Origin of the sequence: Metasolibacillus meyeri (assembly GCF_003049505.1) — a bacterium.
GTDB lineage: Bacteria > Bacillota > Bacilli > Bacillales_A > Planococcaceae > Metasolibacillus > Metasolibacillus meyeri.
Genome location: NZ_PYWN01000077.1, coordinates 1 through 25368, shown reverse-complemented (window position 1 = coordinate 25368; position 25368 = coordinate 1). Strand labels below are relative to the sequence as shown.

Sequence of the window (25368 nt, the reverse complement as noted above, 5' to 3'; positions counted from 1 at the left end):
ATCCACCAAAATTGTATTAGCGTTTCATCGCATATTTAATTGACTTAAAAACCATTAACCCGTCACTATCATAAAGCTCGGATTCTCTTTTCATTTTAAAAGGAAATAAATTAACTACTGCCATACTATAAGAAACCAGAATAAAAGGGCGATACCAATCTGCATAGGCTATATCTCCCAATATCCACACCGCTGTTGCCGTCACAAGATTCGCGATAATACCACCTAATGCGAGAAGTATTGATTGATATGTAGTAAGAGGATTAGACGCATCGTACTTAAAATAACCCTTTAGCAAATTTCTCCTAACTCTAAATCTTCCATACTGAAATAAGGATTGTCCAGTACCTACACTCACTTCTGTTATCTTCACTTTGACAAGCGTACCAAATAAAGCATGCCCTAATTCATGGATTAAAATAGCTATTGGCAGATATAAAAGTCCCAATAGTAGTGTCCAAATAGATTCCGAAAAACTCATGAAAGCCGTATTATAATAGAAGTTGTAAATATCTATCATATACTGTTCGAAACCTCCTCCCAAAACTTATGTTCCTCCTCGATTAAATTGGATAGGAGCTGTTGGATTTGAGGAATATAGCTCTTTCCATTATCCCTCGACTCTAAATAGAAATATTTACTGATATCTTTATATAAAGAAGCTACATGTATTTTTTTATTTATTAAGCCTGTCATATCCATTTCAGATGTAATCATAGAGGCTTCTTTCAAAAATTTGATATATAGATTTCTAAAACCACTTCCTCCAGTTCCTATTTTTTCAATCGAACTATATACATGCGCACAAAGGAAACGATAGTTATTCAAATATGCCCACATTGATAGCTCCTCTCTAAGTTTCACTATGGCAGCAATCCCACTATGATGTGTAGCAGGCTGTAGCATTTTGAAAGCATTACTTTTCATTCCCTTTAAAATGAGCTCCTCCATACTTTGTGATATGTCTATATTCTCTACTACTCCCCATATATTACTTACATAAAAAGGCGTTTTCTTTATTTTCATGGCTTCACAAAAACTTTCATAGTCACAAGAAAAAACTTGATTACCTATCATATCCGAAATCTTTAAACTTCTATCTGTTGTGTCGTAACCGATAATTGTTAGCGTATGACTTGCAGCACTCGGTATGGATACATCAAAAAAGTCCAACTTTGATGGATCTGTTAATGCAAGGATGGGTATATTCTTATCAATATATTCTGTAATCTTTTGATAATCAAGAGGGCTGTCTTTATGCCATTTAAAATTCATCCCAATATTTTTGAAGAAATCATATTCCAACATAGGGGAGCGTGTAAAAACTAACCGAGAATATTGTTCATGGAATGGATTCAAATAAATAAAGTTTAAAGCATTGGAAATCCCTAAAATCATTGGTTCTGATAAATTATAACCGTTGAATTTCATGATTTCTGAAAGGGCCGTTGTTGCACAATGTTTACCCGTTTGAATGGGAAAATCTTTTATACTATTCATTTCATTTGTTCCTTTCTTAATCAAAATAAAGCACATTTGATGTGTCACAAATAGTTTGTAATGATGTATCGTGTGAAACAATAACAATCACCATTTCATGTTTAAGTTGATTTAATAATGTTATACAATCTTTTATTATATTTATATCCATGTTGGAGAACCCTTCGTCTATCAGTAGAACTTTAGGTTTGTCTAATAGTACGTTGATAAAACAAAATAATTGTTTCTGTCCTCCTGACAATTTCTCAAATGAGCGTTTATTTTCAAATTTGTCACTATGATTTTCAATAAACTCCCTTAATGGCGAAGCTAACTCTAACTTTACTTCTTCATATTTAGTAAAAAAAACAGAGAGTTCATTATTCACAACTTGAACTTCTTGATATAAACCCTTAATATTATCTCTTAAAGTTTCTAGAGGAAAGGTATTAATATCCCTTCCTCCTATTGTAATCACCAGATTTTCTATGGAAATATAACGATTTATTGCGTTAAAAAGAGTTGTTTTACCAGCCCCATTTTCACCAACAAGAAAATTCAATACACCCGAATTCATCACAAATGACCTAGATTCTGTCCTTTTACTACTCAAATAGGGTCTACTAAAACTTTCTATAACTATAGGGCTGTGTTTGAATTCTGTAGTACTACGGCTACCCTCATCCCTTTCATTAGGTAAATGGAATAAATTATAAACTCTCTGAATCGAAACTAGAGAGGTTTTATAACCCATCAATAAACTGATTAATTGTTGAATAGGTGAGAAAAAATTGAAAATATACAAAATAAAAGAAATGTAAACACCTAATGAAATTTCTCCACTTCCGATTAGTTGCCATCCCATAAATATCACAATTATAATGATTGAGATTTGTAAAAAAATATACAAAAATTTAATAATTGTGTTTATAATACCATGTTTGTAATACCAAAAAGAGATATCCTTCAAACCTCTATCGTAATGTGTAAAAAAGGTATCTTCTTTATTTAAATTATGTTTTAATATCTTTATATTCGATAAAATATTTTGAATATTCATAGATGTGTAATCTCTTGCATTCAAATACTGTTCACTCACCATTTTTAATTTATTTCCGAAAACTAGATAGATAAATATGTACAAGGGAATAGACGATAGGATTATTAAACTTAACTTTGTGTTCATAGAAAATAAAATGAATACAACCCAAATAAATGTAAAAGAATGAATAATTAAATTAAATAGAGTAGTAATTAAAATACTTTGACAATGAGGTATATCATTAATAATAGTTTGTACGATTTTACTTTGATTATTAGTTAAATCCTCTACCTGTTTATGTTTTAAATTTTGTATTAAATCTGTTCGCACATGATAATTAATACCATTCACAATATCAATCGAAAGTAATGGTTGAATAACATTCAAAAAAATAAATAATAATGATAACACTAGGATATATATGTAAATTTCACTTGCGAATTTTTTACTCATAAAACTATCTACTAGATTTCCAATAAATAACGGCACCAGAGACATAGCTAAGGATAATATTAGCGATATTACAAATAAAGAAACAATTTTTAATCTATATTGATTATAATATCTCAAAAGAAAAGAAAACATATCGCCACTCCTACGTAGAATAGGAATAAAAATCTATATATGATTTCTATTCCTACTTTGAATTTCTAAGTATTTTTATTTAGTTGAGCAAGTCGTGCAGCATGCAACACAACACGCAGCACACCCTCCTTTGTCTGGGGCAGGAGTTGAATCTGGGTTAGACATCACGCCGACTCCATTTTCTTCTGATGAAATAGGACTTACACCACGTTCTTCAACTTCGATTTTAAACATCATATTCACCTCCTTTCAATATCACAACTTAATGAAAGTATTCTTCGGTATTCAAACCTAACTGTTCTTCATCAGATAGGACTTCTTTACCAAACAAATGTACTAACATTACATCGTCTGTGTTATTAGGAATCATTGCAGAAATAAGGTCATCATAAAAACCACCTATTGCTCTGATGGCAACATCAAGATGACTACTTACTAAATATAAATTTTGAGAAATATATCCGATGTCAAGTAAAGCTAATCTATATCCTCGATCTTCATACTTACTACAAATTTTATTTATATCAGTGGTTAGTACAATTGCAAATGTACAGTTGCTAACATCCTTTTTGTTTATATCAACAATACCAGTTTGAAATTCTTTTCTAAAGTTCCCTTTCCTTAATAAAGCTAGATGTTTCTCAAATGGATTCCAGTAGTAAATACCAGCATCAATACCTGTAATATTAAATGCAAATAAATAGATACTAGCACTATAAATTCCACCCGCTGAAGGCACAGTAGTAATAAAATTAGTATTCTTATTTCGGCCTACATAGGTTAATTGAAGAAGCACTGAAACTACATCTAAAGAAATAGGAATTTGTATACCTAATTGCGTATATGACTTTCTAGACATTAATGCCTGATAAAGAGAATCCTTTCGTTCATTTAATAAAGGTATATCTACTATTTTATTTGTATATACTTGCTTCTTCTGAAAACTATGGTTATATAAAGGGAATGGTTGCTTTTTTATTTTTCCAGGGTAATACTTAGTATTCAAATGGAATTGCTTTGCTAGAGTGCTATCTTCATCTAATTGAATTTTCTTCATTTGTGTCTCCTTTCAAGGAAATGGATGGGGCATTGTATTATACTCATTATTTACTTTATAGCCCAATTTTTTAGGTACTTCTTTTATTCGAGAGCAATCTAACATTGGTAAACTACATTCTAAATAGGCAAGTTGTGGCGTGATACTTCTAACTACATGTAAGCTTGCATCCTTCAAATCCCTAGTAGTAAGATCAACTGTGAAATAGTCGATATTCAAAGTTATCAAATGAGCAAGTAGTTCCGTATAAGTTGTTATGCGGTTGTCTTTTGCAGTAAAATCTATTTCTTCCCCTTGTTCTAAAAAAATCAAAGAATCTTTAAAATCATTGTCAGAATATAAATCTGAATGTTCATCCATATCCTTAAACGAACCTAAATCCATAGGCATATTAAATGTTGAATCCGAATTAAAAGAACGGATAACATTCCCATTATATGTTGTTATCGCTTCTTTAAAAGCACTTTCTAATGCTATTTCATCTTTAAAATGGGCACCTGCCCCAACTGAAAAATAAGGTATCGATGAATTTTTAATAATACAAAAGTAAACAGGAATAGGTATATCCGTACTGATATCTAAAATAACAACATCTAAGCCTTGCTGATTCATATACTTTATTTTGCTCTTTACTAAGTCACTCTTTATAGAGTCTAATTTTATTTTAGGAAAGGAAATTTTATTTTGCCACATAATCACAATGGCATCGCGTTCGATACATTCCAACAGACCGTTGATTTTTGCATCTAACAAAGTCGGCCCTGTCGCTAATCCAGTTGAAATAATATCTCGTATAGGAAAAGAATTATGTTGATTAGGTAATAAGTAAACAAGATCTGTTGGCACCCATACAGAAATATTTTTCAATTCATCAAAACCTTCAATCCAATAAAACTCTGTATCTTTAGATAACTCTAATCCTTTTTTTTGATATTTAAGTAAATCCTCATCCCTTATTCTAGTAATAGTTAATGGATCCATTGCATTTAAATTTGAATTTGTTAAATCGGTGTACGAACCTTTATTGAGTAGCTTCTTGGGTATTACTGTAGATGCATATCGTTCAATAAATTCACCAATAGCACGAATTTCAGCTTTTTCGTAATCTTCAAAATCAAAGCCTAAACCTGGATATCTGCTATCAATAATGGTTTCTAACTTATCATTTATAACAGGATTACCCGTTACCACAACAGCACATAAAGGTACTGCCCCTACAGGTGTATTTAATTTATTTATTCTGCGTATAATCCCTGTTTTGTCATTGTATAATTCTGTTTTTACCTGTTTTAAATCCACAACGAATCTCACCTCTCTGTAACTTTCAAGACAAAAATTTATAAAATTCAGAATTTAACATCAATAATTTAATCACAATAAACGCAATTAGGAATCATTAATATTTTATTAAAGTGAATTTCATCTTTATAGAAATGATGAACTATTTCTTTATGTACCAGTTCAGAAGAGAAGTAGTTAGAACAGTATTTAATTAGTTGTTTTTTTATGCTTACAGTTCCCATAGTTATTACATCTTGTGGATATTCTTCTGTTTTTGCACTCAATTTACCTGATTTATAATATTTCAAATAAATACTAGGCTCACTTTTATTTGATAATACCCTATTTAAAAAACAACTATAACATACTGTTTCTTTTGGAATGTATATAGGTCCTAAGCTTAGAGAATCTTTAGTTACTACACTCCTAAGAAAGGTAACATTCCGATTGTGAGCTTTATCATTAAAGAAGAGAAATTTATCTATATCCTCATAGCCATAAACTACAATGTACAAGGTATCCTCGTTCAAAATTTCGTCCTCACCTATTATGACCGTATCAAAGTATTCTTTTATTTCATCATTCACAAAATTAACCAATGACGAATCACCTAAAATTCCAATTTTCCGTTTTTTCAAAAATTTTAATTCCTCTTCTATCTCACTAGGTGTTAGTGTCGGTTTCATCGAAGATAACATTTTAAAAGCTTCACTTTTATCAGCCTTATCAAACTTAACAATCTCTTTGTTTTTCAAAAAATTCATTATTTCTTGAAAATAGTCTTTTGGAAGCTCCAAATTGGTGTAAATCTCTTCTTGGGACAACCTACTATTACATAACTGAAGTACCGAAAAAATATCTTTAGTAGACTCACCCGAAATACTGTATTCATGTAATTCTGAGAATATATTCAATTTTTCAGTATTATATGTATATTGATAATTATTTAATTTTAATATTTTTGACATAAATATAATTCCCCCTAACGCCGTGCCTATAGTTATTGTTGTTTGCAATTAATTTGTGGAACTACTTATCCTTAATTGAGAAATTCAATACACATCATATCTAATATTCATTGTTTAAAGGGTTTTTATTCCCCTTTCTTTCGACACCTCTAACCACTTTTCAACAGTCAAAAACCTACTTATATTTTAATTATTTTCAAATCAAATGAGTATTGAGAAATTTTTGTAAATTTAGTATGATAACACTATAATTTTCATAAATATTTCTCAATATTGAAAGAGGAGGTTTTTATAATGCTGGGAAAGGAATTATATTACTATAGAAAAAAGCAAGGATTTACACAGCAAGAATTGGCTGATGGCATCTGCTCTATTCCTTATTTGAGTAAAATTGAAAATGATAAAATTTCTCCTAATCCTGAAACTGTTAAATTGCTTTTTCAACGCTTAGGGATGAACTTTAACCAAATTCCTCAACAAAATCACTATGAAAATTCAATAACAGATTGGTATAAAAATATTGAAGAAAATAATAGGGCATTGGCAGATAAAATAATGCTTGAACTTAAAAGAGATTTACATTTTATCCAGAGTCCTTCCATTGAATCCTACTTTTATTTAATTAAATGGAGATATGACCTTTCGTATACAAATATGGAGCAAATAGAAAGCAGTTACATAAAAGTAAAATCATATATTGATGTATTCACAGAAAACTTACATTATTTATACTTTAAATTTTCTTGTATTTACTATTATAAAAAGGGGGAATTTGATGTTGCTCTAACACAGGGGAAAAAAGCAAATCAATTACGAGAGAAACTTGAATTGGTCGATGTGGAACTTCAATATATTCTAGCTGTCACCTTTAGCCAACTTAACAGTACATCACTTGCTATTATTTATGCGCAAAAAGCCTTACACGTTTTTCAACAGCAAAATAATTTATTGCGCATAATGGATTGCCAAATGCTACTTGGTATAAGCCTTGCTAGAATTAAAGAGTTCGATGAAGCAAACTATTATTATCAAGCAGTACTAAAGCTTAGTCATCATATTAAACGAGAATTTCCAATACAAGCGACAATTTATCATAACTTAGGCTATCTATATTCTCAGAAAAAAAACTCTGAATTGGCTATTGAATACTATTTAAAAGCGTTTGAAAAAAAAGAAGGGAACTTAGACCAATCTCTATTAGGTACAATCTATCTACTCGCCAACGAATACTATTTAATCGGCAAGAAAAAAGACGCAAAGAAATGGGTTACAACAGGGCTAACAATCCCCCTAAATCTAAGCACTTCGCAAATAAATTTAACTACTTTAAATTATTTAATGGATGAAGAGTCTGATGATTTAGCCAGTTATTTAAAAGAAATCGCTCTTCCCTTTTTTCAAAATAAGAAGGATTGGAAAAATATCTCTAAATACTCAGTATTATTAGGAGATTATTATTCCAAAAAAGCGCACTATAAAGATGCAGCAAATTATTATAAAGCTGCATACATAGCAGGTGAAAATCTATATAATTAAGGAGAGTTTTATAAGAAATTTTTTTAAAGTATTTTTTTTAGTATTTATGATTACACTAATTATTCTCTTCACCAATGTTAAATCGCAAGAGTTGCTTGTCGAGGATCATCCGACAATCACCATTCAAAAAGCAAACACATTGAAAAATTTATCAGATATACCTTATTAATTTTAATCCACAAAATCCCCTCAAAAATCTTATTTTTTGAGGGGATTCTACTTATAGTTTCTGCACCTGGAACAAATTATAATAAGCCCCTTGCTGCCCCATCAACTGCTCATGATTGCCTTCCTCAACAAGCTGTCCATGCTCAATAACGAAAATTTTATCGGCATGTGTAATTGTTGATAGACGGTGCGCAATAATAATCGTTGTGCGATTATGTGCTAAACGCTCTAACGACTCTTGAATCAATGCTTCGCTTTCTAAATCAAGTGCTGATGTCGCCTCGTCCAATATAAGAATCGGTGGGTTTTTCAGAAATACTCGCGCGATGGCAATGCGCTGTTTTTGCCCTCCAGATAGCTTGACGCCACGTTCACCTACTTGCGTATCATAGCCGTTCGGTAAATTCATGATAAAATCATGTGCATTCGCTGCTTTAGCCGCAGCAATAATTTCTTCCTCTGTCGCATCAGGCTTGCCCATTAAAATATTATGTCTGACGGAATCGCTAAATAAAATATTGTCCTGCAACACGATACCGATTTGTGAACGTAGCGATTCAAGTGTTACATCTCGAACGTCATTATCATCAATCATCACAGCACCCGATGTCACATCATAAAATCTCGGAATTAAGCTGACAATTGTTGACTTACCGCCACCGCTCATACCGACAAACGCTGCGGTTTCACCGGCTTGGATGGTGAAATTGATATTTTTTAAAATGTTTTGCCCCTCATCTTCATAACGAAAAGCAACATTTTGAAACGTTACTTGTCCCGCCACATTCTTTAAAGATTGCGCTTCTTTTTTATCGACAATATCGTATTGCTCATCAAATAATTCGAAAACACGATCCATTGATGCGAGCGATTGTGTTAATGTAGTAGAAGCGCTGACAAGTCGACGAAGTGGTCCATATAAGCGCTCAATATAAGCGATAAATGCCACCATCACACCGAGCGATAAATTACCCTGTATGACCTGATAGCCTGCATAGCCAATCACTAATAATGGCGCAATATCTGTAATCGTATTGACGACCGCGAATGATTTTGCATTCCATCTCGAATGATCTAACGCTTTATCTAAAAACTCGCCATTTGTCTCATCAAATATTTTTTGCTCATGGCGCTCTAGCGTAAAGCTTTTAATAATGCTGATTCCTGCTACACGTTCATGTAAATAGCTCTGTACTCCCGCTAAGGCTTGTGAACGTTTGCGTGTTAAGGCGCGTAATTTCCCGAAAAAATACTTTACGCTAAACGCATAAAGTGGGAAGGAAATAAGCGCAACTAATGTTAGCTTGACATCCATCGTTAGCATAATGGCCACCGCTATTAAAATTGTTACTAAATCAAGCCATAAATTCATCAAACCAATCAGCACAAAGTTTTTCGTCTGCTCTACATCGTTAATAACACGTGAAATAACTTCCCCTGCTCGCGTATTGGCATAATACTTTAAGCTTAATTTTTGCAAATGCATATACAATTCCTTACGAATATCAAATAACACTTTATTACTAATATTTTGCGCAAAATATTGGCGGTAATATTCAATTGGTGGACGAATAATAAAGAACACAATTAATGTTCCACCTAGCCAATAGACAAGCTGTTTCGTCATCTCTGCCTTTGTCAACGTATCCGAACCAATGATATCATCAATGACAATCTGTATAAGCAACGGAATAAATAATGGTATCGCAAATTTTAAAACACCGATAATAATCGTTAAAATTAATTCCCAAGTATATGGCTTCACAAAACGCATATATCTTTTCATACTGTCCAAGTGTTTTTCCACTTCCTTTTATGAATGCTTCGATTTTCTAAATATTTATTATAGCAAATAGACAAAGAAAAGCCTGCCAAGATGTTTTGGCAAGCTTTTCTTTCATTATGACTCATTTTTCTCCTTGAATTTCGCGGTTTAGATGATAACGATTTGTCCATACTTCAATAAAATCTGGCGCAAACGGACCTCTGCGTTGCTGAATCCAGCTTATTAACTTTGCTACATTGCGCTTCAAAATTTTATCAATTACTTCAGGGTATGCCATCAATTTTTTATGTTCCTCATATTCATCCTCATCGAGCAATGTGTATGACATATCAGGAAACACCTTAACATCTAAATCATAATCGATGTATTTCAAGGAATTGTTGTCATAGACAAATGGTGAACTCATATTGCAATAATAATACACACCATCTTCGCGTAGCATACAAATAATATTAAACCAATGCTCTGCATGGAAATAACAAATCGACGGCTCTCTTGTTAGCCAAGTGCGCCCATCAGATTCTGTTACAAGCGTCTTTTCATTTGCGCCAATAACGACATTTTTAGTTCCCTTTAGCACCATCGTTTCTTGCCAGATACGGTGGATTCGACCATTGTGTTTATAGCTATGTATTTGTATCGTTTCTCCTTCTACTGGTAATGCCATATCAAAGCCCACCTTTTTTTGTTCACCGTTAATCAATTGCATCTCAGCTTTCATAAAGTGAATCTTCACTATTTGCTTCGCCAATCGAGCTTTTACAGGCTGCTATCTCCTATTTAAAAATTCCTTCACAGCGCTTCAAGTTTTGAAGTAAGCATCGTGTACCTCCCGCTTCGCTTTCGATACACAAAAGATTGTACTTGAAACTTCGCTTTTGGTACAAAAAATACCTGCCACTTTTATGCAGAAGTACAGCCTATTAATACGGGATAAAACTAAGAACTAATTATTTATCATTTAATGTAACATTCATATTTTATTATATCAATCGTTCGGACAAACTTGTAGTCAAAATTATTGAAATGGCTAGAAGGGTATCTCTTCATTTTCTCTATAACAGGCGTCTTAACAGAAAGAAGCTGTCTCAAAATAGTTTTGAGACAGCTCCTTTTAACATTATTTTGTTTCTTCGTTATTTTGGTTGCCAATGTTTTTCTTTGGCTGCTGCTTCCCAGCATATTGATTGCTTTTTTCCATTTCGCGGAAATCTGGCTCTGCCGCAAATTCCTCACGTTGCATTGGGTTTTGTTTTTTCCCTTGCTCATTGTTTTGACGATTATGTTTCATTTTCAAATCACCTCCGTGCTCATTATTGTGCGCACGAAAAAATGATTTATACATTTATTTGTGACCAAATTTTTAGCATAGGTACAGGCATTGGTAATTGGGCAATTTGTTCCTTTGTGAACCACTCCACTGGATCAGCTAATATGCCTGTCTCGGTTGCTACTGCATAATAGCTATCGATATGCCATGTTAAATGTGAAAAAACATGTTTGAATGTTAATAAAGATGTTGGTGTGCCTATTTCAACACCATATTTTTCTGCAATGTTTTCTTGACCGCGCTCGATCATCGGAAATTGCCACATATTTGCAAGGAGTCCTTCCTCTGGTCGTTTCTCTACTAAATAGCGTCCCTCTGCATTTTGCACCACGACTACATCAAGCTCAAGTTGTTTCATTTTCACCTTTTTCGTCTTAATTGGTAGCTCTGCGGCATCTCCTGCTTCAAATGCTATACAATAATCACGTACTGGGCATAATAAGCATTTAGGGGACGTTGGCGTACAAATTAATGCACCTAACTCCATCAAGCCTTGGTTAAATGAGGATGTATTATCAGGGTCAATTAAATAGTCAACCGCCTCCTCAAACACTTTGCGTGTTTTTGGTAAAGCGATATCTTCTTTAATATGTAGCACTCTGCTTAAAACGCGCATCACATTGCCATCAACCGCATGCTCAGGCTTACCATAGGCGATGCTAAGAATAGCGCCAGCTGTATATGGACCAACACCTTTTAATTTGGAAATATCTGCTCGATTATCAGGCACAACACTATGATACGTTTCTACGACTTCCCGTACACCAGCCTGTAAATTGCGTGCTCTTGAATAATAGCCTAAGCCTTCCCACATTTTTAATAATTCTTGCTCTGGTGCATAAGCAAGGGTTTCAGCAGTTGGAAAGCGCTCAATAAAACGATTGTAATAAGGGATAACAGTATCTACTCGCGTTTGCTGTAGCATTACCTCTGATACCCATATATGATAAGGCTCTGTTGTCCGTCGCCAAGGTAAATCTCTTTTTTCTCTATTAAACCATTCGACTAAAGCTTGTCGAAATTGTTGCGTATATTCGTAATTCACAGCTGCCTCCACTTATTTTAGATTTTATTTCATTGAAAAAGGGTATATGATAGAAGTAACAAGATATCCTTTAATTTGAATCAGCATTGATTCAAATTAAGCCTCCGGCGGATGTCAGAGATTTTGAAAGGAGACCTGCACAATGCAGATCAGTTAATCGTTCGCGCATGTCGTGACGCTTTTAGGTTAACTTCTACTAAGTGCAAGCACAATGCAAAATCTCGACGCAATTACGCCGAGACGTAATTGATAGGAGATGATGAATTTGGATTCTGGTACACATTTAGTTATGGGAATTGCACTTGGCGGCTTAGCATTGGCCGACCCAGTCGTTGCAAACCATTCCATTACATTTACTGCTGTCATGGCAGGAACGATTATCGGCTCACAAGCCCCCGATATTGATACTGTGTTAAAAATGCGTAATAACGCAATATATATACGTCATCATCGCGGAATTACTCACTCTATTCCCGCTACTTTATTATGGCCACTTCTTATAACGGCTATTTTATCGTTATTTTTCCAAGATGCCAACACTTTGCACTTATGGCTTTGGATACAGCTCGCTGTCTTTCTCCATGTTTTCGTCGATATTTTCAATGCTTACGGCACGCAAGCCTTACGCCCATTTTCTAAGCAGTGGGTGGCATTAGGTGTTATCAATACGTTTGACCCTTTTATTTTTACAATCCATTGCATCGGGCTATTGCTTTGGGCTTTCGGTGCTAATCCCGTACTAACGTTTAGCATCATGTATTGCATCATCGTTCTATATTATATACTGCGCTTTTTTGTCCAAAAAGCAGTTAAAAAAGCGGTGCATGCAACGATTCAAGATGAGGAATACGTTATTGTTGCACCGACAATGCGCTTTTTCAATTGGCGTGTAGCAGCCGCCTCTAAAACGCATTATTATGTAGGGAAAGCTTACGGACGAACAGTTAATATTTATGATAAATTTGAAATTCATCCGTTGCCAAAAACACCGCTTGTCGAGAAAGCTTTAAGCGATTCAAATTTAGAAGCTTTCGTTTCCTTCTCCCCGCTTTATCGTTGGGAAATTTCCGAGCTCGACAACGGCTTAACAGAGGTGCGCTTAATTGACCTACGCTATCGTAGCAACAACCGCTATCCATTCGTTGCAGTAGCGCATTTAAATGATGATTTAGATGTCGTTACATCGTATACTGGCTGGATTTTTACGGAAGATAAGCTACAGCGAAAACTGCAAATTGGGGCGAGTGATTAGTTCATAATATTTGGCTGTTTAGGATAGGACATATTCTAAACAGCTATTTTTATTAGTTCGCAGACAAACCCCGATTTTTGAACTTTATTGGGCGAATTTAGTTGTCTTGCGGGCGAATCTCACTGTTTAATGAGCGAAAATCGGCAGCGGTTGAGCGAATCACTACTTTTGGACTAGAAAATGTACAAGCACTCACTTCCCCGTCTTTGCTATAATTCATCTAACATTCTTATTTTCGTGTTATATTTTGATAATTTAATGAGATCGGGGGAACATAAAAAGTTATGCATGATACTGTAAAACAAGAGATTAAAGAGGCATATAAAGACCATGACTTGGATAGACCGTTTATTGTAGCAATCGATGGATTAAGCGGTGTAGGCAAAACTACATTTGTACAACAGTTAAAAAACGAAGCTGATATGGTCATTATTCATATCGATAATCATATTGTCGAAAGAAAATTGCGTTATCATACAAAGCACGCTGAATGGTATGAATACTATCATTTACAATGGGATATAACCTATCTAACAGAAAATTTATTTGAAAAGCTCCATAACAATGCAAAGCAATTATGTTTAGCATTTTACAGCCATGAAGAGGATCGTTCAATTAATAAAACCATCCATATCCCATCTCGTTGCATCGTCATCATCGAAGGTGTATTTCTTTTGCGAGAAGAATGGAAAGCCTTTTACGATTATATAATTTTTTTAGATTGCCCAAAAGAAATACGGTATGAACGTGCAGTGCAGCGTGACAAATATTTAGGTAGTTTAGAACAGCGAATTAGCAAATACAAAAACAGATATTGGCCAGCAGAGGAATATTATTTACAAAAGCAAGCCCCTTTAAAATTTGCTCATAGCATTAAATCAGAAAAGCCTATTGATGATAGACTTTAAAATCCTCGTATCCAAGCTTTTAAATATGCAATAGCTGTTGGAAAGTATAGCTACAGCCGAACCTATTTTTCCAACAGCCTTCTGAACATTTTACTTCATGTATTCCACACAATTTTTCCCATCTGCTTTTGCTTTGTATAATGCCTTATCCGATTTAGATAATAAAGTATGAAGTGTATCTCCAGGTACATAGCTTGCCACACCGAAACTGCTTGTTCTATGCTGAACTACTGGGAATGAGTGACTAGTCAATTGTAATCTTAAGACTTCCGCTAATTGAAGTGCCTCATTCAACACTGTGTGAGGACAAATAATTAAAAACTCCTCTCCGCCCCATCTACCAACAACATCCTGCTCGCGAATCGCATTTTTTAATACTTGGGCAAATTCTATTAACACTTGGTCCCCTACTTGATGCCCATATGTATCATTCACTTCTTTAAAATTATCAATATCTAATAAAATAATCGAAAACGGCGTTTCATTTTGCTTTGCCAAAACAAAATATTCTTCTAATACTACATCTAACCTAACACGATTCGATATTTGTGTAAGGCGGTCGGTATTTGCCAATTGTTCAAGTTCTTGCTTTGCTTGTTCTAATTGCTGTGTGCGCTGTCTCACTTTATGCTCTAATGTTTCATTGAGTACAATCTGTATTTCTTGATGCTCTTTTTTCATTAAATTAATTTTATCGCCTAATGCTAACGATAAAAATAAAGCTTCAAAAATTGCACCGATTGCAGGCACATGCTCAAAAAAGTATGGATGGAAAGGAATAATCGTTAAAAAACTTAATGCTTGTATAATAATAGCACCTAACAGTAGCGTCCATCCAATCATATAAAAGCGTGCCATTTTTTGCCCTTTTAACAAAACACGCAAGCCGACAATCCATAAAAATAGCAATATCGTCAGCGCATAAATAAGCGTAAAATCATTCACTATACTTGCATTGGGTACAATAAATATAGCAATAAATGATACAAGTGCAACAACTAAAAATACTTTTGCAACTTTATAACTGCGCGGCAAATATTTTTTCAATTCCAAAAATTCTATGGAAAACAGCAACATTGAAACATACAACAAATGGGCACTTATCGTTAATGTTTTAGCCAATAGCCACTTCGGTAGGATTGCACCAAATATTTCTATATCTAATGAATTCATTGTTGCTTGATAAAAAATAAAGCTTGCCATATAAAGCACATAGTATAGATACGCTCTTTCCTTAAAGGAAAAGTATAAAAATATATTATAAATAAGCAAAGCTAACAAAGCTCCGTAAAAGATGCCTGTAAAAAATTTATAGTCCATCACACTTTGCGTAAAAACATCTGTTGTATAAAGAAATGAAACCATGCTTAGGGGTAATAGTTGTGTACCTTCTAGCTTAAAATATATTTCTGTAACATTTGAGTCATTAATTTGAAATAAATTGGAGCGGTATGATATATTTTGTTGCTCAACATGGGATAATCCTCTTTGTTGCACTGTATATGAGCCATCCGGCTGTATTAAAAACATCTCAATACTATCTAATTTATCAGTCACTTCAATCCAATAATCATATTCTCCTACTAGCAAATCCTTTACAGAAAGCCTTAACCAAATCGTATCTGTTGTATGCCAAAATAATAAATAATCATCTTTACTCGGTTCAAAGGTTTCATTGTGTGCTCCATTTATAATTTCTTCTATTGTAATAGCATTGGATGTATCCCTGAAAATATCATAATATTTTCCTAGCACCACCCTATCTGGATGCTCTGCCGCATAAGTAGATAAGGTCGAGAGTTGCATATATACAATAACAAAAAAAATTCCCAGAAGCAGTAATTTATTTTTTCTTGCCGCTCTATATGACAACATTAATCCCTCCTATCTATCTGTTGTAAATTTCTCATAAGTATATTCTATATTTACACAATCAACAAATTAATTTTCACAACATTGTTACTGTAAACTCAACACAGTTTCTTCCGTATTTTTTAGCTTGATATAACGCTTTATCCGCCCTTGATATTAGTGAGTTAAGATTATCTTCTAGCGCATAACTTGCCACGCCAAAGCTCGCTGTTTTTTGTTGAATAAATGGAAATGGATAAATAGCTAATTGATTCCTTAGTTTTTCAGCTATTATCACCGCTTCACTTAACGTTGTTTGAGGACATAACACTAAAAACTCTTCCCCTCCCCATCTACCAACAGCATCTTGCTCTCTAATCGCACTTGTTAACACTTGTGCTACTTTTCGAAGTGTTATATCACCGACCTGATGACCAAACTCATCATTCACAACTTTGAAATCATCAATATCCAATAAAATAATGGAAAAGGGCATGCTTTGCTGCTCTGCAAGAGGAAAATATTCTTCAAGTATTTGTTCTAAATGTACGCGATTCGATATTTGTGTAAGTCGATCTGTATTCGCTAATTTATCAAGCTCGGCCATCACTTTTTCTAATTGTTGTGTTCGCTGTTGAACTTTATACTCTAGCTTTTCATTCAACTTATATTGCAAAATTTGATGGTCCTTTTTCATCAAGTTTATTCTATCCCCCAATGCTAGGGACAAAAACAGCGATGTAACGACAACACCTATAGTTAGAATATCGCATCCTAAAACGTATGGGTAAAATATTTGAACAATCATAGAACTAAGCAATAAGCTACAGCCAACCATATAAAAGCGCGCTACTTTTTGTCCTTTTAGCACAGCGCGCAATCCGCTGAGCCATAAAACCATCACAATTACTATTAGATAAATAGGAATAAAATCACTAAGTGGCACTACATTAGACAATAAAAATACAAATAATATAACACCTAATAATCCTTTTGTTAGTCGATAAAAGTGCGGTATGTATTTTGGCAATTCAAGAAACTGCCTAGTAAATAACAGCATAAATACAATTAAAAGATGTATAAATATTGCGGATAATGTCTGCAGCTTTACTATTTGAAAAAGTATAAAACTTACTATAAATAACACATAATATAAATACATTCTTTCCTTTATGGAAAAATAAAGGAATAAATGATAAGCAGCTATAGCAAACAAAAAACCATAAAAAATCCCTGTAACATAACTATAGTGAATTAAATTATCTGTTGAATAAATGCTACTTAGCAAGTCACGTTCTTTCATAGTTGGTTCTGTTATTTGCAATAAGTTAAATCGATTTGTAACACTTTTTTGTAAAGCATTCATCGTACCCTTTTTCGTTTCAATCTGTAGCCCATCCAGCCATAGCATATTTGTCGTAAGTAAATTATCTGTTTTACTATTTTTAAAAAAGGTGTCATATGTATTCTCAATCTGATTTGGATACACTGCTGCATAAGTAGATGGTGTAGGCAACAGTATATATATGAAGAGTATCAAAAAATATAGTAACCCTTTGCTTATTCTGGCGCTATATACCAACAAAACTCCCCTCCATTTACTTAAAATGAATAAATATATTTATCGCTATAAAAATAACCTAGTACTTTAATCTGTTTAGGGTAAATTCACCATTTTTATAGGTAAACAATTTTATAATATATCCAAATTATTCATTCCGTATATCATATTTAGACTATAGTCTACAAAATAAATTCTACTATATTTTTGCATCGATAGGTATTTAAATTTCTTTTCAGCCTCATTTTGTAGACTATAGTATGTAGACTACAGTGTTGCATACTATTGTAATTAATTAAAAAAGGGGATTTTTTCTCTTGATTGAAATTGAAACTATTACAATTGGTACTGTTTTAAAAAGGTTACGTCTATCTATGAAATTCTCACAGGAGGAATTAGCGGCAAGAAGCAGCCTTGATCGAACATATATTAGCATGTTAGAAAGAAATATAAAGCAGCCAACTATTACTACCGTTTTTTTGCTGGCAAATGCATTAAATATGAAACCCTCGGAGTTTGTTCAGCAATTAGAAGAAGAGTTTGACGGTCATACAATTAAGCGTACTACGATTTAGTATTTCACAGTATCTCAAAATTTACGCTCATTTCCTTATTTCCAAACTGTTAGTTAACAATATTATCTTACACAGCAAAATGTCTCCTCTCCCTCGAAATTTAATAGCATCTATTACACCTTAGATAACTCTTGCCCAGATTTTTTCGAGCGTGCTAGTGAAAGGGCTATCATCCACCTTAATTCACCTCTCCATCTGTTGAGAGTAGAGCCTTCTACTAAAGCAAAATGAAACTTCAATCCGTGGAAAATATCCATGGATTGAAGTTTCATGTAATTACGCTATTGTACAAGATCATCACTATTATTTAATAAATGCACATATTTTGGATTTTTGCCTGCAAATTCATGTAGCTTATCGCCGTAGCTCTCAATTAATTGCTTGATAAGATTTGCGGTATAATCTGCTCCGCGAAATGCGTAGCCTGCTTTTGCAGAAGTTGCCTCAAAATCACTCCAAAGCAATTCAATCCATGTACGTGCACGCCCTTTTGACAATGCTGGATTTTTTTGTAGCAATTGCTCTGTTAATTTCTCCATATGTTGCTCCATCTTATTTCCCCACCTTCATCGGTAATAACATGGCGACAGGTATTGCTTCCTCATAGCGCTCACTGCCTAAACGATGGCCCCAAGCAAAACGTCCCTTTAATCGATCTACTTTGAAAAATTCCCCTGGTGCACCGTCAATACGATACATTTCACCAAGTACGATTTTATCTAAATCAACTAAATAAGAGGCCGCCATAATTGCTTTTCGATCGTACACAGCAAACTCGTTCATAATGCCTAGCTGCTCCGCTTTACGCGCCTTTTCTCTTAATGTCGCGATTTCTGTTCGCAACTCCTGCTCTGTCATCGCTGCATAATTTTTTTCCATTACTCTTCCGACTCCTTGCTATTTATATAAAGATTGATGATTTCAACTGGAAAGCCTTTTTGATAAAGGGCTTGCTTCACTTTCATATGTAGATTTCTACCTGTATGCTTCGCGCTATATTTACGCCAAAGTTTATCGCCTTGTGCTTCGATTAAATGCTGCCACTCATCATCATGCCGTTCAATCGTCATTTGGTCAAGTACCTCTTGTACAATTGTAAACGAATATCCTTTACGCACAAGCACATCTTGAATTTTTTGCTTAATTTGTGTAGGCGTTCGCCCTTTCCCACCACGTACTTCCTTCTCTGCTAGTTGTAGGGCAATCTCCACTTGCTCCTCATGCGTAAATGTTTCTAACACCTGTTCCTGCAAATTTTTATCAATGCCTTTTTTTATTAAGTCTTGCTTAATGGCACGCGGCCCTTTACTCGCTGTTCTTTTTTTCGTTTCAAGCAATGCCTTTGAATACGTTTCATCATTTAAAAAACCTAAACGCTCAAGCTTACGAACTGCCTCTAACACGACTGCCTCGCCATGCCCTGCGTCGAGTAACTTTTTTCTAACCTCATATTCACTGCGCATTTGGAAGCTTAAAAAATGTAACGCCTTGTTAAATGCCTTAGCAATTTCATCCTCATACGTAATTTCATCTATATCAAACTGCTCAAGCGCTTTGCCCTTCGTCAAGCCAAATTGAATCAGCGTTCCTTCGTCTACAGCAAAGGCATATTCTTCATTCAAATAAATATTATAACGCTCTGGATTGTTTTTTTGGCGCCCTATTTTTGTAATAACCAACATGCCTTTCTTCCTTTCTCATACGAATTAACCTAAGTATACAGGTTTTCCAGCAGTCTTTCACGAATACTATACTAACGGCAAAAGGAGGAGATCACCATGAAAATTGCAATCGCAGGTGGCACAGGCTTAGTCGGACGCGCACTCACAGCCTTGTTGCATGAACAAGGTCATGAAGTTATTACTTTAACACGCGAAAAGCCCAAAAATGCACGCCATGTTCAATGGCTAAATGGTACATTACCACTTGAACAACTAGAGGGCATTGAAGCATTTGTTAATTTAGCTGGTGTTTCATTGAATGATGGGCGCTGGACAGCTGAACAAAAAGAAGCGATTTATCATAGTCGTATGACGGCTACAGAGGAAATGCTGCGTATTGTGACGCAGCTTAGTACACCACCGCAAGTAATTGTCAATGCGAGTGCTGTCGGTATTTATCCAATTTCTACAACTGCTACATATAGTGAAACATCCACACAGCGAGCACAAGATTTTTTAGGAAAAACCGTAGCAGATTGGGAACAAAAAGCTTCGCGTGCAAAAGAATTAGGCATTCGCACATGCTTAGCTCGCTTCGGTGTCATTTTAGATACAGAGGCTGGTGCACTTCCATTAATCGCATTGCCCTATAAATTGTTTGTTGGTGGAACAATTGGCTCTGGTAAACAGTGGTTATCATGGATTCATGTACGCGATGTGGCACGCGCGATTTTACATGCAATTGAAACACCTTCACTTGAAGGAGCAATTAATTTTGCCGCACCACAGGCAGAGCGTATGAAAAGCTTCGGTAAAACAGTAGGTCGCGTATTAAATAGACCACATTGGCTATCTGTCCCAAGTTTCGCGCTACAATTAGCACTTGGTGAAAAAAGCGTACTCGTCTTAGAAGGACAGCATGTTGTGCCCGATAAATTGATGGCAACAGGTTTTACTTTCCAGTTCCCTACACTCGATGAAGCACTTCATGATTTGTATAAGTCGTGATATTTTGTGCAACCTATTTCTTAAAAGAGGAGGCTTGCACAACTATGTGGAAACATCATTTTTTAGGTATACTGCTGATTTGTACAGCACTTGGTACAGTTATGTTAACATCCAATTCAACCGCAGAGGCTGCTGAGTATCATTGGGGCTTTAAACGCTCAACAAATAACGAACCCGCACAAGCAGGCGCAGAACTTGATACATTGCTCGATAAATACGGGGCAATTTATAAAGGAAAGTCAGATGAAAAGGTTGCTTATTTAAGCTTTGATAACGGCTACGAAAATGGCTTTACTGAAAGTATTTTGGACACATTAGCTGCCGAAAATGCACCTGCAACCTTTTTCTTAACAGGGCATTATTTAACAAGTGCTACGGATTTAGTGAAACGCATGATAGCAGATGGTCATACAATTGGCAATCATTCTTATGACCATCCGAATATGGCACGGCTTACTGAGAGCAAAATGGTTGATGAATGGCAAAGGTTCGATAGTAAACTAAAGGAGCTCACAGGAATCGAACGTACTTATTATGCCCGTCCACCCGAAGGAATATTTAATGAGCAGCTATTAAAAGTTGGCAATGACAACGGCTACCGCCATATTTTCTGGTCTGTTGCCTTCAAAGATTGGCTCAAAGATGAGCGTCGCGGCTACAAGTACGCATACGATGCTTTAATGGAGCAGCTACATCCTGGTGCGGTTATTTTAATGCATACTGTAGCACAGGATAACGCAGAAGCATTACCGAAATTTATTCAAGATGCGAAAAAGCAAGGGTACACATTTAAATCATTAGACGATCTCGTTCTCGAATATGAAGGTGTCACACTACCTTAATCTTTTTTTTCATCCCACCATGCGCTATAATGGTGGGATGAACTTATTTTAGGGCAACTGCCATAACAAAATGCTTTTGTTGGGTATCACAAATTTTTTCAAGTAAATGAAGAAAAGTTTGGACTAAAGTTCACAAAGGCAGAATAGATAAGGACGTGAAAAAATGAATCAAACAACAATGGCACTTGGACAAAAATTCCCTTTAACAATTAAACGACTTGGCATTAATGGTGAAGGTGTTGGCTTTTTTAAGCGCAATGTCGTTTTCGTAAAAGGTGCTTTACCTGGAGAGGAAGTAACCGTAAAAATAACGAAGCTACAACGCAATTTTGCCGAGGCAGAGCTTTTATCAATTCGCAAACAAAGTGAAGATAGACAAGAAGCTCCCTGCCCTGTTTATGACGAATGTGGAGGTTGTCAACTTCAACATATGACATATGAGGCGCAATTAAAAAACAAGCGTGATATTGTGATTCAAGCACTCGAAAAATATGTACCAGAAATTGCAGCAAATACCGATATCCGCCCAACTCTTGGCATGGACAACCCTTGGCATTATCGCAATAAAAGTCAATTCCAAGTACGCAAGGAAGGCAAACGTGTATATGCAGGGCTATTTACTGAAGGCTCAAACAAGCTCTTGAATATTAACGATTGCCTTGTACAGCACCCTGTTACATCAAAAATTACAGTTGGCACGCGTAAAATTTTGCAAAAGCTTAATATCCCGATTTATGACGGTAAAACATTAAATGGCTTAGTACGTACAATCGTGGTACGCACAGGTATCCGTACAGGTGAAACGCAGCTATGCTTAGTGACAACACGCAATGAATTGCCTCATAAAGCAGAGCTTATCGAACGTATTAAAAAAATTGATCCTTCAATCGTATCCATTACGCAAAATATTAACCGTGAAAAAACATCGCTTATTTTCGGTGACGAAACGATTGTTTTAGATGGCAAAGAAACAATTCATGAGGAGCTTGGTGAACTTGCATTTGATTTATCTTCACGCGCATTTTTCCAGCTAAACCCTGAGCAAACTGTACATTTATATGATGAGATAAAAAAAGCAGCGGCATTAACAGGCAAAGAAACAGTTGTTGACGCTTACTGTGGTGTTGGAACAATTGGTCTATGGTTAGCGCGTGATGCAAAGGAAGTGCGCGGCATGGACGTTATACCCGAAAGTATTGTCGATGCGAAACGCAACGCTCGCAATCATGGCTTCCAGCATGCTCGTTACTATACAGGCAAAGCCGAGGATTTACTTGCTCGCTGGCGTCGAGAAGATTTCACACCAGACGTGATTACAGTAGATCCACCACGCACAGGCTTAGATAGAAAATTTATCGAATCTGTTTTAAAAATTAAGCCAAAGCGCCTTGTATATACATCTTGTAATCCATCTACATTGGCAAAGGATTTGCAACAGTTAACGAAGTTTTATCATGTGGAATATTTGCAACCTGTTGATATGTTTCCACAGACGGCACATGTTGAAGTGGTCACACAACTTATTTTGAAAAAGAGCCATTAATGAATTGCTAACTCCCCTTGTATATGCTCTTTTTTAAAGTACCCAATTCACATTGAGTTTCTTGTGACTCTTTCTGAATTGGGTATTTTTATTATTGAGTTTTTAAGAGGTATCTTCTTTTTGAAATTCTGGATGCAATTACACTTCGACATAATTGATAAATACATTTGATTTAGTTGTAGATATTTGCAGTGATTGACAAATTCTATATGCATGCTATACTTTGTTTAAACGTTCAAATAAGGAGGGCGATGAAGATTAAAAATGTAAATGGAGATACAAAAAGTAAAATTGTTGAAGCTGCCTACCAAGTGTTGGCTGAGCAAGGCTTTGAAAAAGCTTCGACTAAAGAAATTGCCAAGCAAGCAGGCATATCACAAGGGCTCATTAATTATTATTTTTCGAGCAAAGAGGATTTAATGTTTGAGATTTTTCATTTAGAAAGTGCTCGTTACATTGAAGAAATGAATAAAATTTCAGAGATACCATTGAATAAAAACTTTATACGTCATGCATTAGCCGTGCCACAAAATATGGTGCATCAATACCCTGATTGGCATCGTTTACGCTTTGAGCTATTTGCAATAGGTTTAAGGAGCGAAGCTGGTCGCAAAGAAATTCAACAGAGTCTGGAAGCGGGTAAACAGCAAGTATTGAAAACCTTGAACATGATGCCGTTAAGAGAAAATATAAATAAAAAGGCATTAGCATCCATTATTAACGTAACAATTGATGGCTTAGCTCTTGAGCAAATGGCTGATCCTGATTTTGATTTGGATGCCGCATACGTTACTTTAGCCGAGCTACTAGAAACATACTTAGCAAAACCGTAATTTTTTTTCGCATTAAATTGTTTAAACGTTCAAACAATAAGGAGGTACATTTGATGAATAATCTTATTTTCTGGTTGCCTTATGTTGTCTTACTTATCCACACGATTGAAGAAGTTCCTAGTTTTTCAAAATGGGCTACGCGACACTTTGCGCCAATGTCAACCTATAAACATGTCATCATTCAAATTGGCATGATTCTACTACTTCTAGTCATCTCTTATAAAGCATCAACTAGCGGGTATCATGGCATTTGGGTCATACTCGCAGCAGCATTTCAATTGCACATTGGTATAAACGCGATTTTCCATGTGGTAACAACAATTATGTATAAAGAGTATTCTCCAGGCTTACTAACAGCTGCTACTCTGTCATTCCCATCTACAATTTTCTTTTTCAATCAAATACATTTAGAAAATAGGTTAACGATGATAGAACTCACCGTTTCTCTAATTATAGGAACAATTATTGGAATAAGTGCAATTGCTACATTATTTCTAAAACCTAACAACAAATAGAGAGGAAGATGGAATTGTTCATTATAACTACAGTAGTTCAAGCTATTTTAATCGTTATTTTCTTGTTTTCAGGTGTTGGCAAAGTATACGGCTCGCTCATGCACATTCAAAATTTTACAAGGCTACAACTGCCACAATGGTTTCGTGTGGTAACTGGAATTACGCAACTTATTGGTGCAATGGGGTTAATAGTGGGATATTTCTATTCTCAATGGGCAACAATAGCTGGTATATGGCTCGCTATCATCATGCTTGGAGCTATATTTGCTCATATCCGTATCAAGGATAGCTTTAAGCAAACGCTGGCAGCAATTGTTCTATTCTGTCTTATAATCGTGTTTTTGCTTTATTTGTTACCAACTAGCCTTCTACTTTAAAAGGAAGTTGTTTATTGTTTGTGCAATAAAAAAATAAGATTGCTCAATTAACACAATCATTACTTGATTTAATTGAGCTTTCTTCGATTTTTGGTATTATACCTTTACTTTATAGCTAATTCAACTAATTTCAGAGAACAAAATTTCATTTTACCCTGTCTCTTA

The 25368-nt window shown here is 34.9% G+C and carries 26 protein-coding genes; 10 read left to right on the top strand and 16 right to left on the bottom strand.

Features of this window, described 5'->3' with window-relative positions:
- Nucleotides 1-16: 16 nt before the first annotated feature.
- The 7 genes from C9J34_RS12155 to C9J34_RS12130 form a co-directional block, all read right to left on the bottom strand.
- Nucleotides 17-544 (bottom strand): site-2 protease family protein, encoded by a 528-nt coding sequence (locus C9J34_RS12155; RefSeq protein ID WP_193768990.1) that lies wholly within the window; start codon nt 542-544, stop codon nt 17-19.
- Entirely contained in the window at nt 517-1500 is a 984-nt protein-coding gene (locus C9J34_RS12150) for a BtrH N-terminal domain-containing protein (protein ID WP_193768989.1), read from the bottom strand. The genes C9J34_RS12155 and C9J34_RS12150 overlap by 28 nt, the downstream gene beginning before the upstream one ends.
- A 16-nt stretch (nt 1501-1516) precedes the next feature.
- Complete coding sequence (locus tag C9J34_RS12145) at nt 1517-3106, bottom strand: ABC transporter ATP-binding protein (protein WP_107840140.1); 1590 nt, start codon at nt 3104-3106, stop codon at nt 1517-1519.
- Between the two features lie 75 nt (nt 3107-3181).
- On the bottom strand, nt 3182-3340 hold the full coding sequence (locus C9J34_RS21975; RefSeq protein WP_193768988.1) for a hypothetical protein: 159 nt from the start codon (nt 3338-3340) through the stop codon (nt 3182-3184).
- A gap of 28 nt (nt 3341-3368) precedes the next feature.
- Entirely contained in the window at nt 3369-4163 is a 795-nt protein-coding gene (locus tag C9J34_RS12140; RefSeq protein WP_107840139.1) for a SagB family peptide dehydrogenase, read from the bottom strand.
- Nucleotides 4164-4175: 12 nt separating this feature from the next.
- On the bottom strand, nt 4176-5462 hold the full coding sequence (locus C9J34_RS12135) for a YcaO-like family protein (RefSeq protein WP_193768987.1): 1287 nt from the start codon (nt 5460-5462) through the stop codon (nt 4176-4178).
- A gap of 68 nt (nt 5463-5530) precedes the next feature.
- Nucleotides 5531-6412 (bottom strand): hypothetical protein, encoded by an 882-nt coding sequence (locus C9J34_RS12130; RefSeq protein ID WP_107840137.1) that lies wholly within the window; start codon nt 6410-6412, stop codon nt 5531-5533.
- Between the two features lie 294 nt (nt 6413-6706).
- Between C9J34_RS12130 and C9J34_RS12125 the strand changes: the two genes are divergently transcribed.
- Nucleotides 6707-7948 carry a helix-turn-helix domain-containing protein gene (locus tag C9J34_RS12125; protein ID WP_107840136.1) on the top strand — a complete coding sequence of 414 codons (1242 nt, stop codon included), beginning with the start codon at nt 6707-6709 and terminating at the stop codon, nt 7946-7948.
- Between the two features lie 220 nt (nt 7949-8168).
- Here the strand turns inward: C9J34_RS12125 and C9J34_RS12120 are convergent, their stop codons facing one another.
- The 4 genes from C9J34_RS12120 to mutY form a co-directional block, all read right to left on the bottom strand.
- Nucleotides 8169-9911, bottom strand: a complete 1743-nt coding sequence (locus C9J34_RS12120) for an ABC transporter ATP-binding protein (protein WP_107840135.1) — start codon at nt 9909-9911, stop codon at nt 8169-8171.
- Between the two features lie 112 nt (nt 9912-10023).
- Nucleotides 10024-10569 (bottom strand): nucleoside tri-diphosphate phosphatase, encoded by a 546-nt coding sequence (ntdP, locus tag C9J34_RS12115; protein WP_107840159.1) that lies wholly within the window; start codon nt 10567-10569, stop codon nt 10024-10026.
- A gap of 453 nt (nt 10570-11022) precedes the next feature.
- Entirely contained in the window at nt 11023-11193 is a 171-nt protein-coding gene (locus tag C9J34_RS21970) for a hypothetical protein (RefSeq protein WP_193768986.1), read from the bottom strand.
- 46 nt (nt 11194-11239) lie between these two features.
- Complete coding sequence (gene mutY, locus C9J34_RS12105) at nt 11240-12277, bottom strand: A/G-specific adenine glycosylase (protein ID WP_107840133.1); 1038 nt, start codon at nt 12275-12277, stop codon at nt 11240-11242.
- Between the two features lie 265 nt (nt 12278-12542).
- On the opposite strand from mutY, the gene C9J34_RS12100 reads away from it, so the two are divergent.
- A complete protein-coding gene (locus tag C9J34_RS12100) occupies nt 12543-13529 on the top strand; it encodes a metal-dependent hydrolase (RefSeq protein ID WP_107840132.1) in 987 nt (328 codons plus the stop codon).
- Between the two features lie 284 nt (nt 13530-13813).
- The gene (locus tag C9J34_RS12095; protein ID WP_107840131.1) at nt 13814-14437 is read left to right on the top strand and encodes a kinase; all 624 of its coding nucleotides are present in this window, start codon (nt 13814-13816) and stop codon (nt 14435-14437) included.
- Nucleotides 14438-14527: 90 nt separating this feature from the next.
- Here the strand turns inward: C9J34_RS12095 and C9J34_RS12090 are convergent, their stop codons facing one another.
- On the bottom strand, nt 14528-16312 hold the full coding sequence (locus tag C9J34_RS12090; RefSeq protein ID WP_238600639.1) for a sensor domain-containing diguanylate cyclase: 1785 nt from the start codon (nt 16310-16312) through the stop codon (nt 14528-14530).
- Between the two features lie 73 nt (nt 16313-16385).
- Complete coding sequence (locus C9J34_RS12085; protein ID WP_153062631.1) at nt 16386-17873, bottom strand: sensor domain-containing diguanylate cyclase; 1488 nt, start codon at nt 17871-17873, stop codon at nt 16386-16388.
- Between the two features lie 293 nt (nt 17874-18166).
- On the opposite strand from C9J34_RS12085, the gene C9J34_RS12080 reads away from it, so the two are divergent.
- Nucleotides 18167-18424, top strand: coding sequence for a helix-turn-helix domain-containing protein (locus C9J34_RS12080; protein WP_326124132.1), 258 nt, complete (start codon nt 18167-18169; stop codon nt 18422-18424).
- 281 nt (nt 18425-18705) lie between these two features.
- On the opposite strand, the gene C9J34_RS12075 is transcribed toward C9J34_RS12080, so the two are convergent.
- From C9J34_RS12075 to recX, 3 genes are read right to left on the bottom strand one after another with little or no spacing between them, the layout of a single operon-like run.
- Nucleotides 18706-18975: a YfhJ family protein gene (locus C9J34_RS12075; protein ID WP_107840129.1), complete on the bottom strand. Its 270-nt coding sequence runs from the start codon at nt 18973-18975 to the stop codon at nt 18706-18708.
- 1 nt (nt 18976) lies between these two features.
- A complete protein-coding gene (locus C9J34_RS12070; protein ID WP_107840128.1) occupies nt 18977-19303 on the bottom strand; it encodes a YfhH family protein in 327 nt (108 codons plus the stop codon).
- Nucleotides 19303-20106: a recombination regulator RecX gene (recX, locus tag C9J34_RS12065; protein WP_107840127.1), complete on the bottom strand. Its 804-nt coding sequence runs from the start codon at nt 20104-20106 to the stop codon at nt 19303-19305. Before recX ends, C9J34_RS12070 begins: the two co-directional genes overlap by 1 nt.
- 96 nt (nt 20107-20202) lie before the next feature.
- Between recX and C9J34_RS12060 the strand changes: the two genes are divergently transcribed.
- From C9J34_RS12060 to C9J34_RS12035, 6 genes are all read left to right on the top strand, one after another.
- A complete protein-coding gene (locus C9J34_RS12060) occupies nt 20203-21093 on the top strand; it encodes a TIGR01777 family oxidoreductase (protein WP_107840126.1) in 891 nt (296 codons plus the stop codon).
- A 101-nt stretch (nt 21094-21194) separates the two neighbouring features.
- Nucleotides 21195-21935, top strand: coding sequence for a polysaccharide deacetylase family protein (locus tag C9J34_RS12055; protein ID WP_420799126.1), 741 nt, complete (start codon nt 21195-21197; stop codon nt 21933-21935).
- A gap of 163 nt (nt 21936-22098) precedes the next feature.
- Nucleotides 22099-23478 (top strand): 23S rRNA (uracil(1939)-C(5))-methyltransferase RlmD, encoded by a 1380-nt coding sequence (gene rlmD / locus C9J34_RS12050; RefSeq protein ID WP_107840124.1) that lies wholly within the window; start codon nt 22099-22101, stop codon nt 23476-23478.
- Between the two features lie 251 nt (nt 23479-23729).
- The gene (locus tag C9J34_RS12045; RefSeq protein ID WP_193768985.1) at nt 23730-24311 is read left to right on the top strand and encodes a TetR/AcrR family transcriptional regulator; all 582 of its coding nucleotides are present in this window, start codon (nt 23730-23732) and stop codon (nt 24309-24311) included.
- A gap of 53 nt (nt 24312-24364) precedes the next feature.
- Entirely contained in the window at nt 24365-24826 is a 462-nt protein-coding gene (locus tag C9J34_RS12040) for an HXXEE domain-containing protein (protein ID WP_107840122.1), read from the top strand.
- Nucleotides 24827-24840: 14 nt separating this feature from the next.
- Nucleotides 24841-25203: a DoxX family protein gene (locus C9J34_RS12035; protein ID WP_107840121.1), complete on the top strand. Its 363-nt coding sequence runs from the start codon at nt 24841-24843 to the stop codon at nt 25201-25203.
- The last annotated feature ends 165 nt before the right edge of the window (nt 25204-25368 follow it).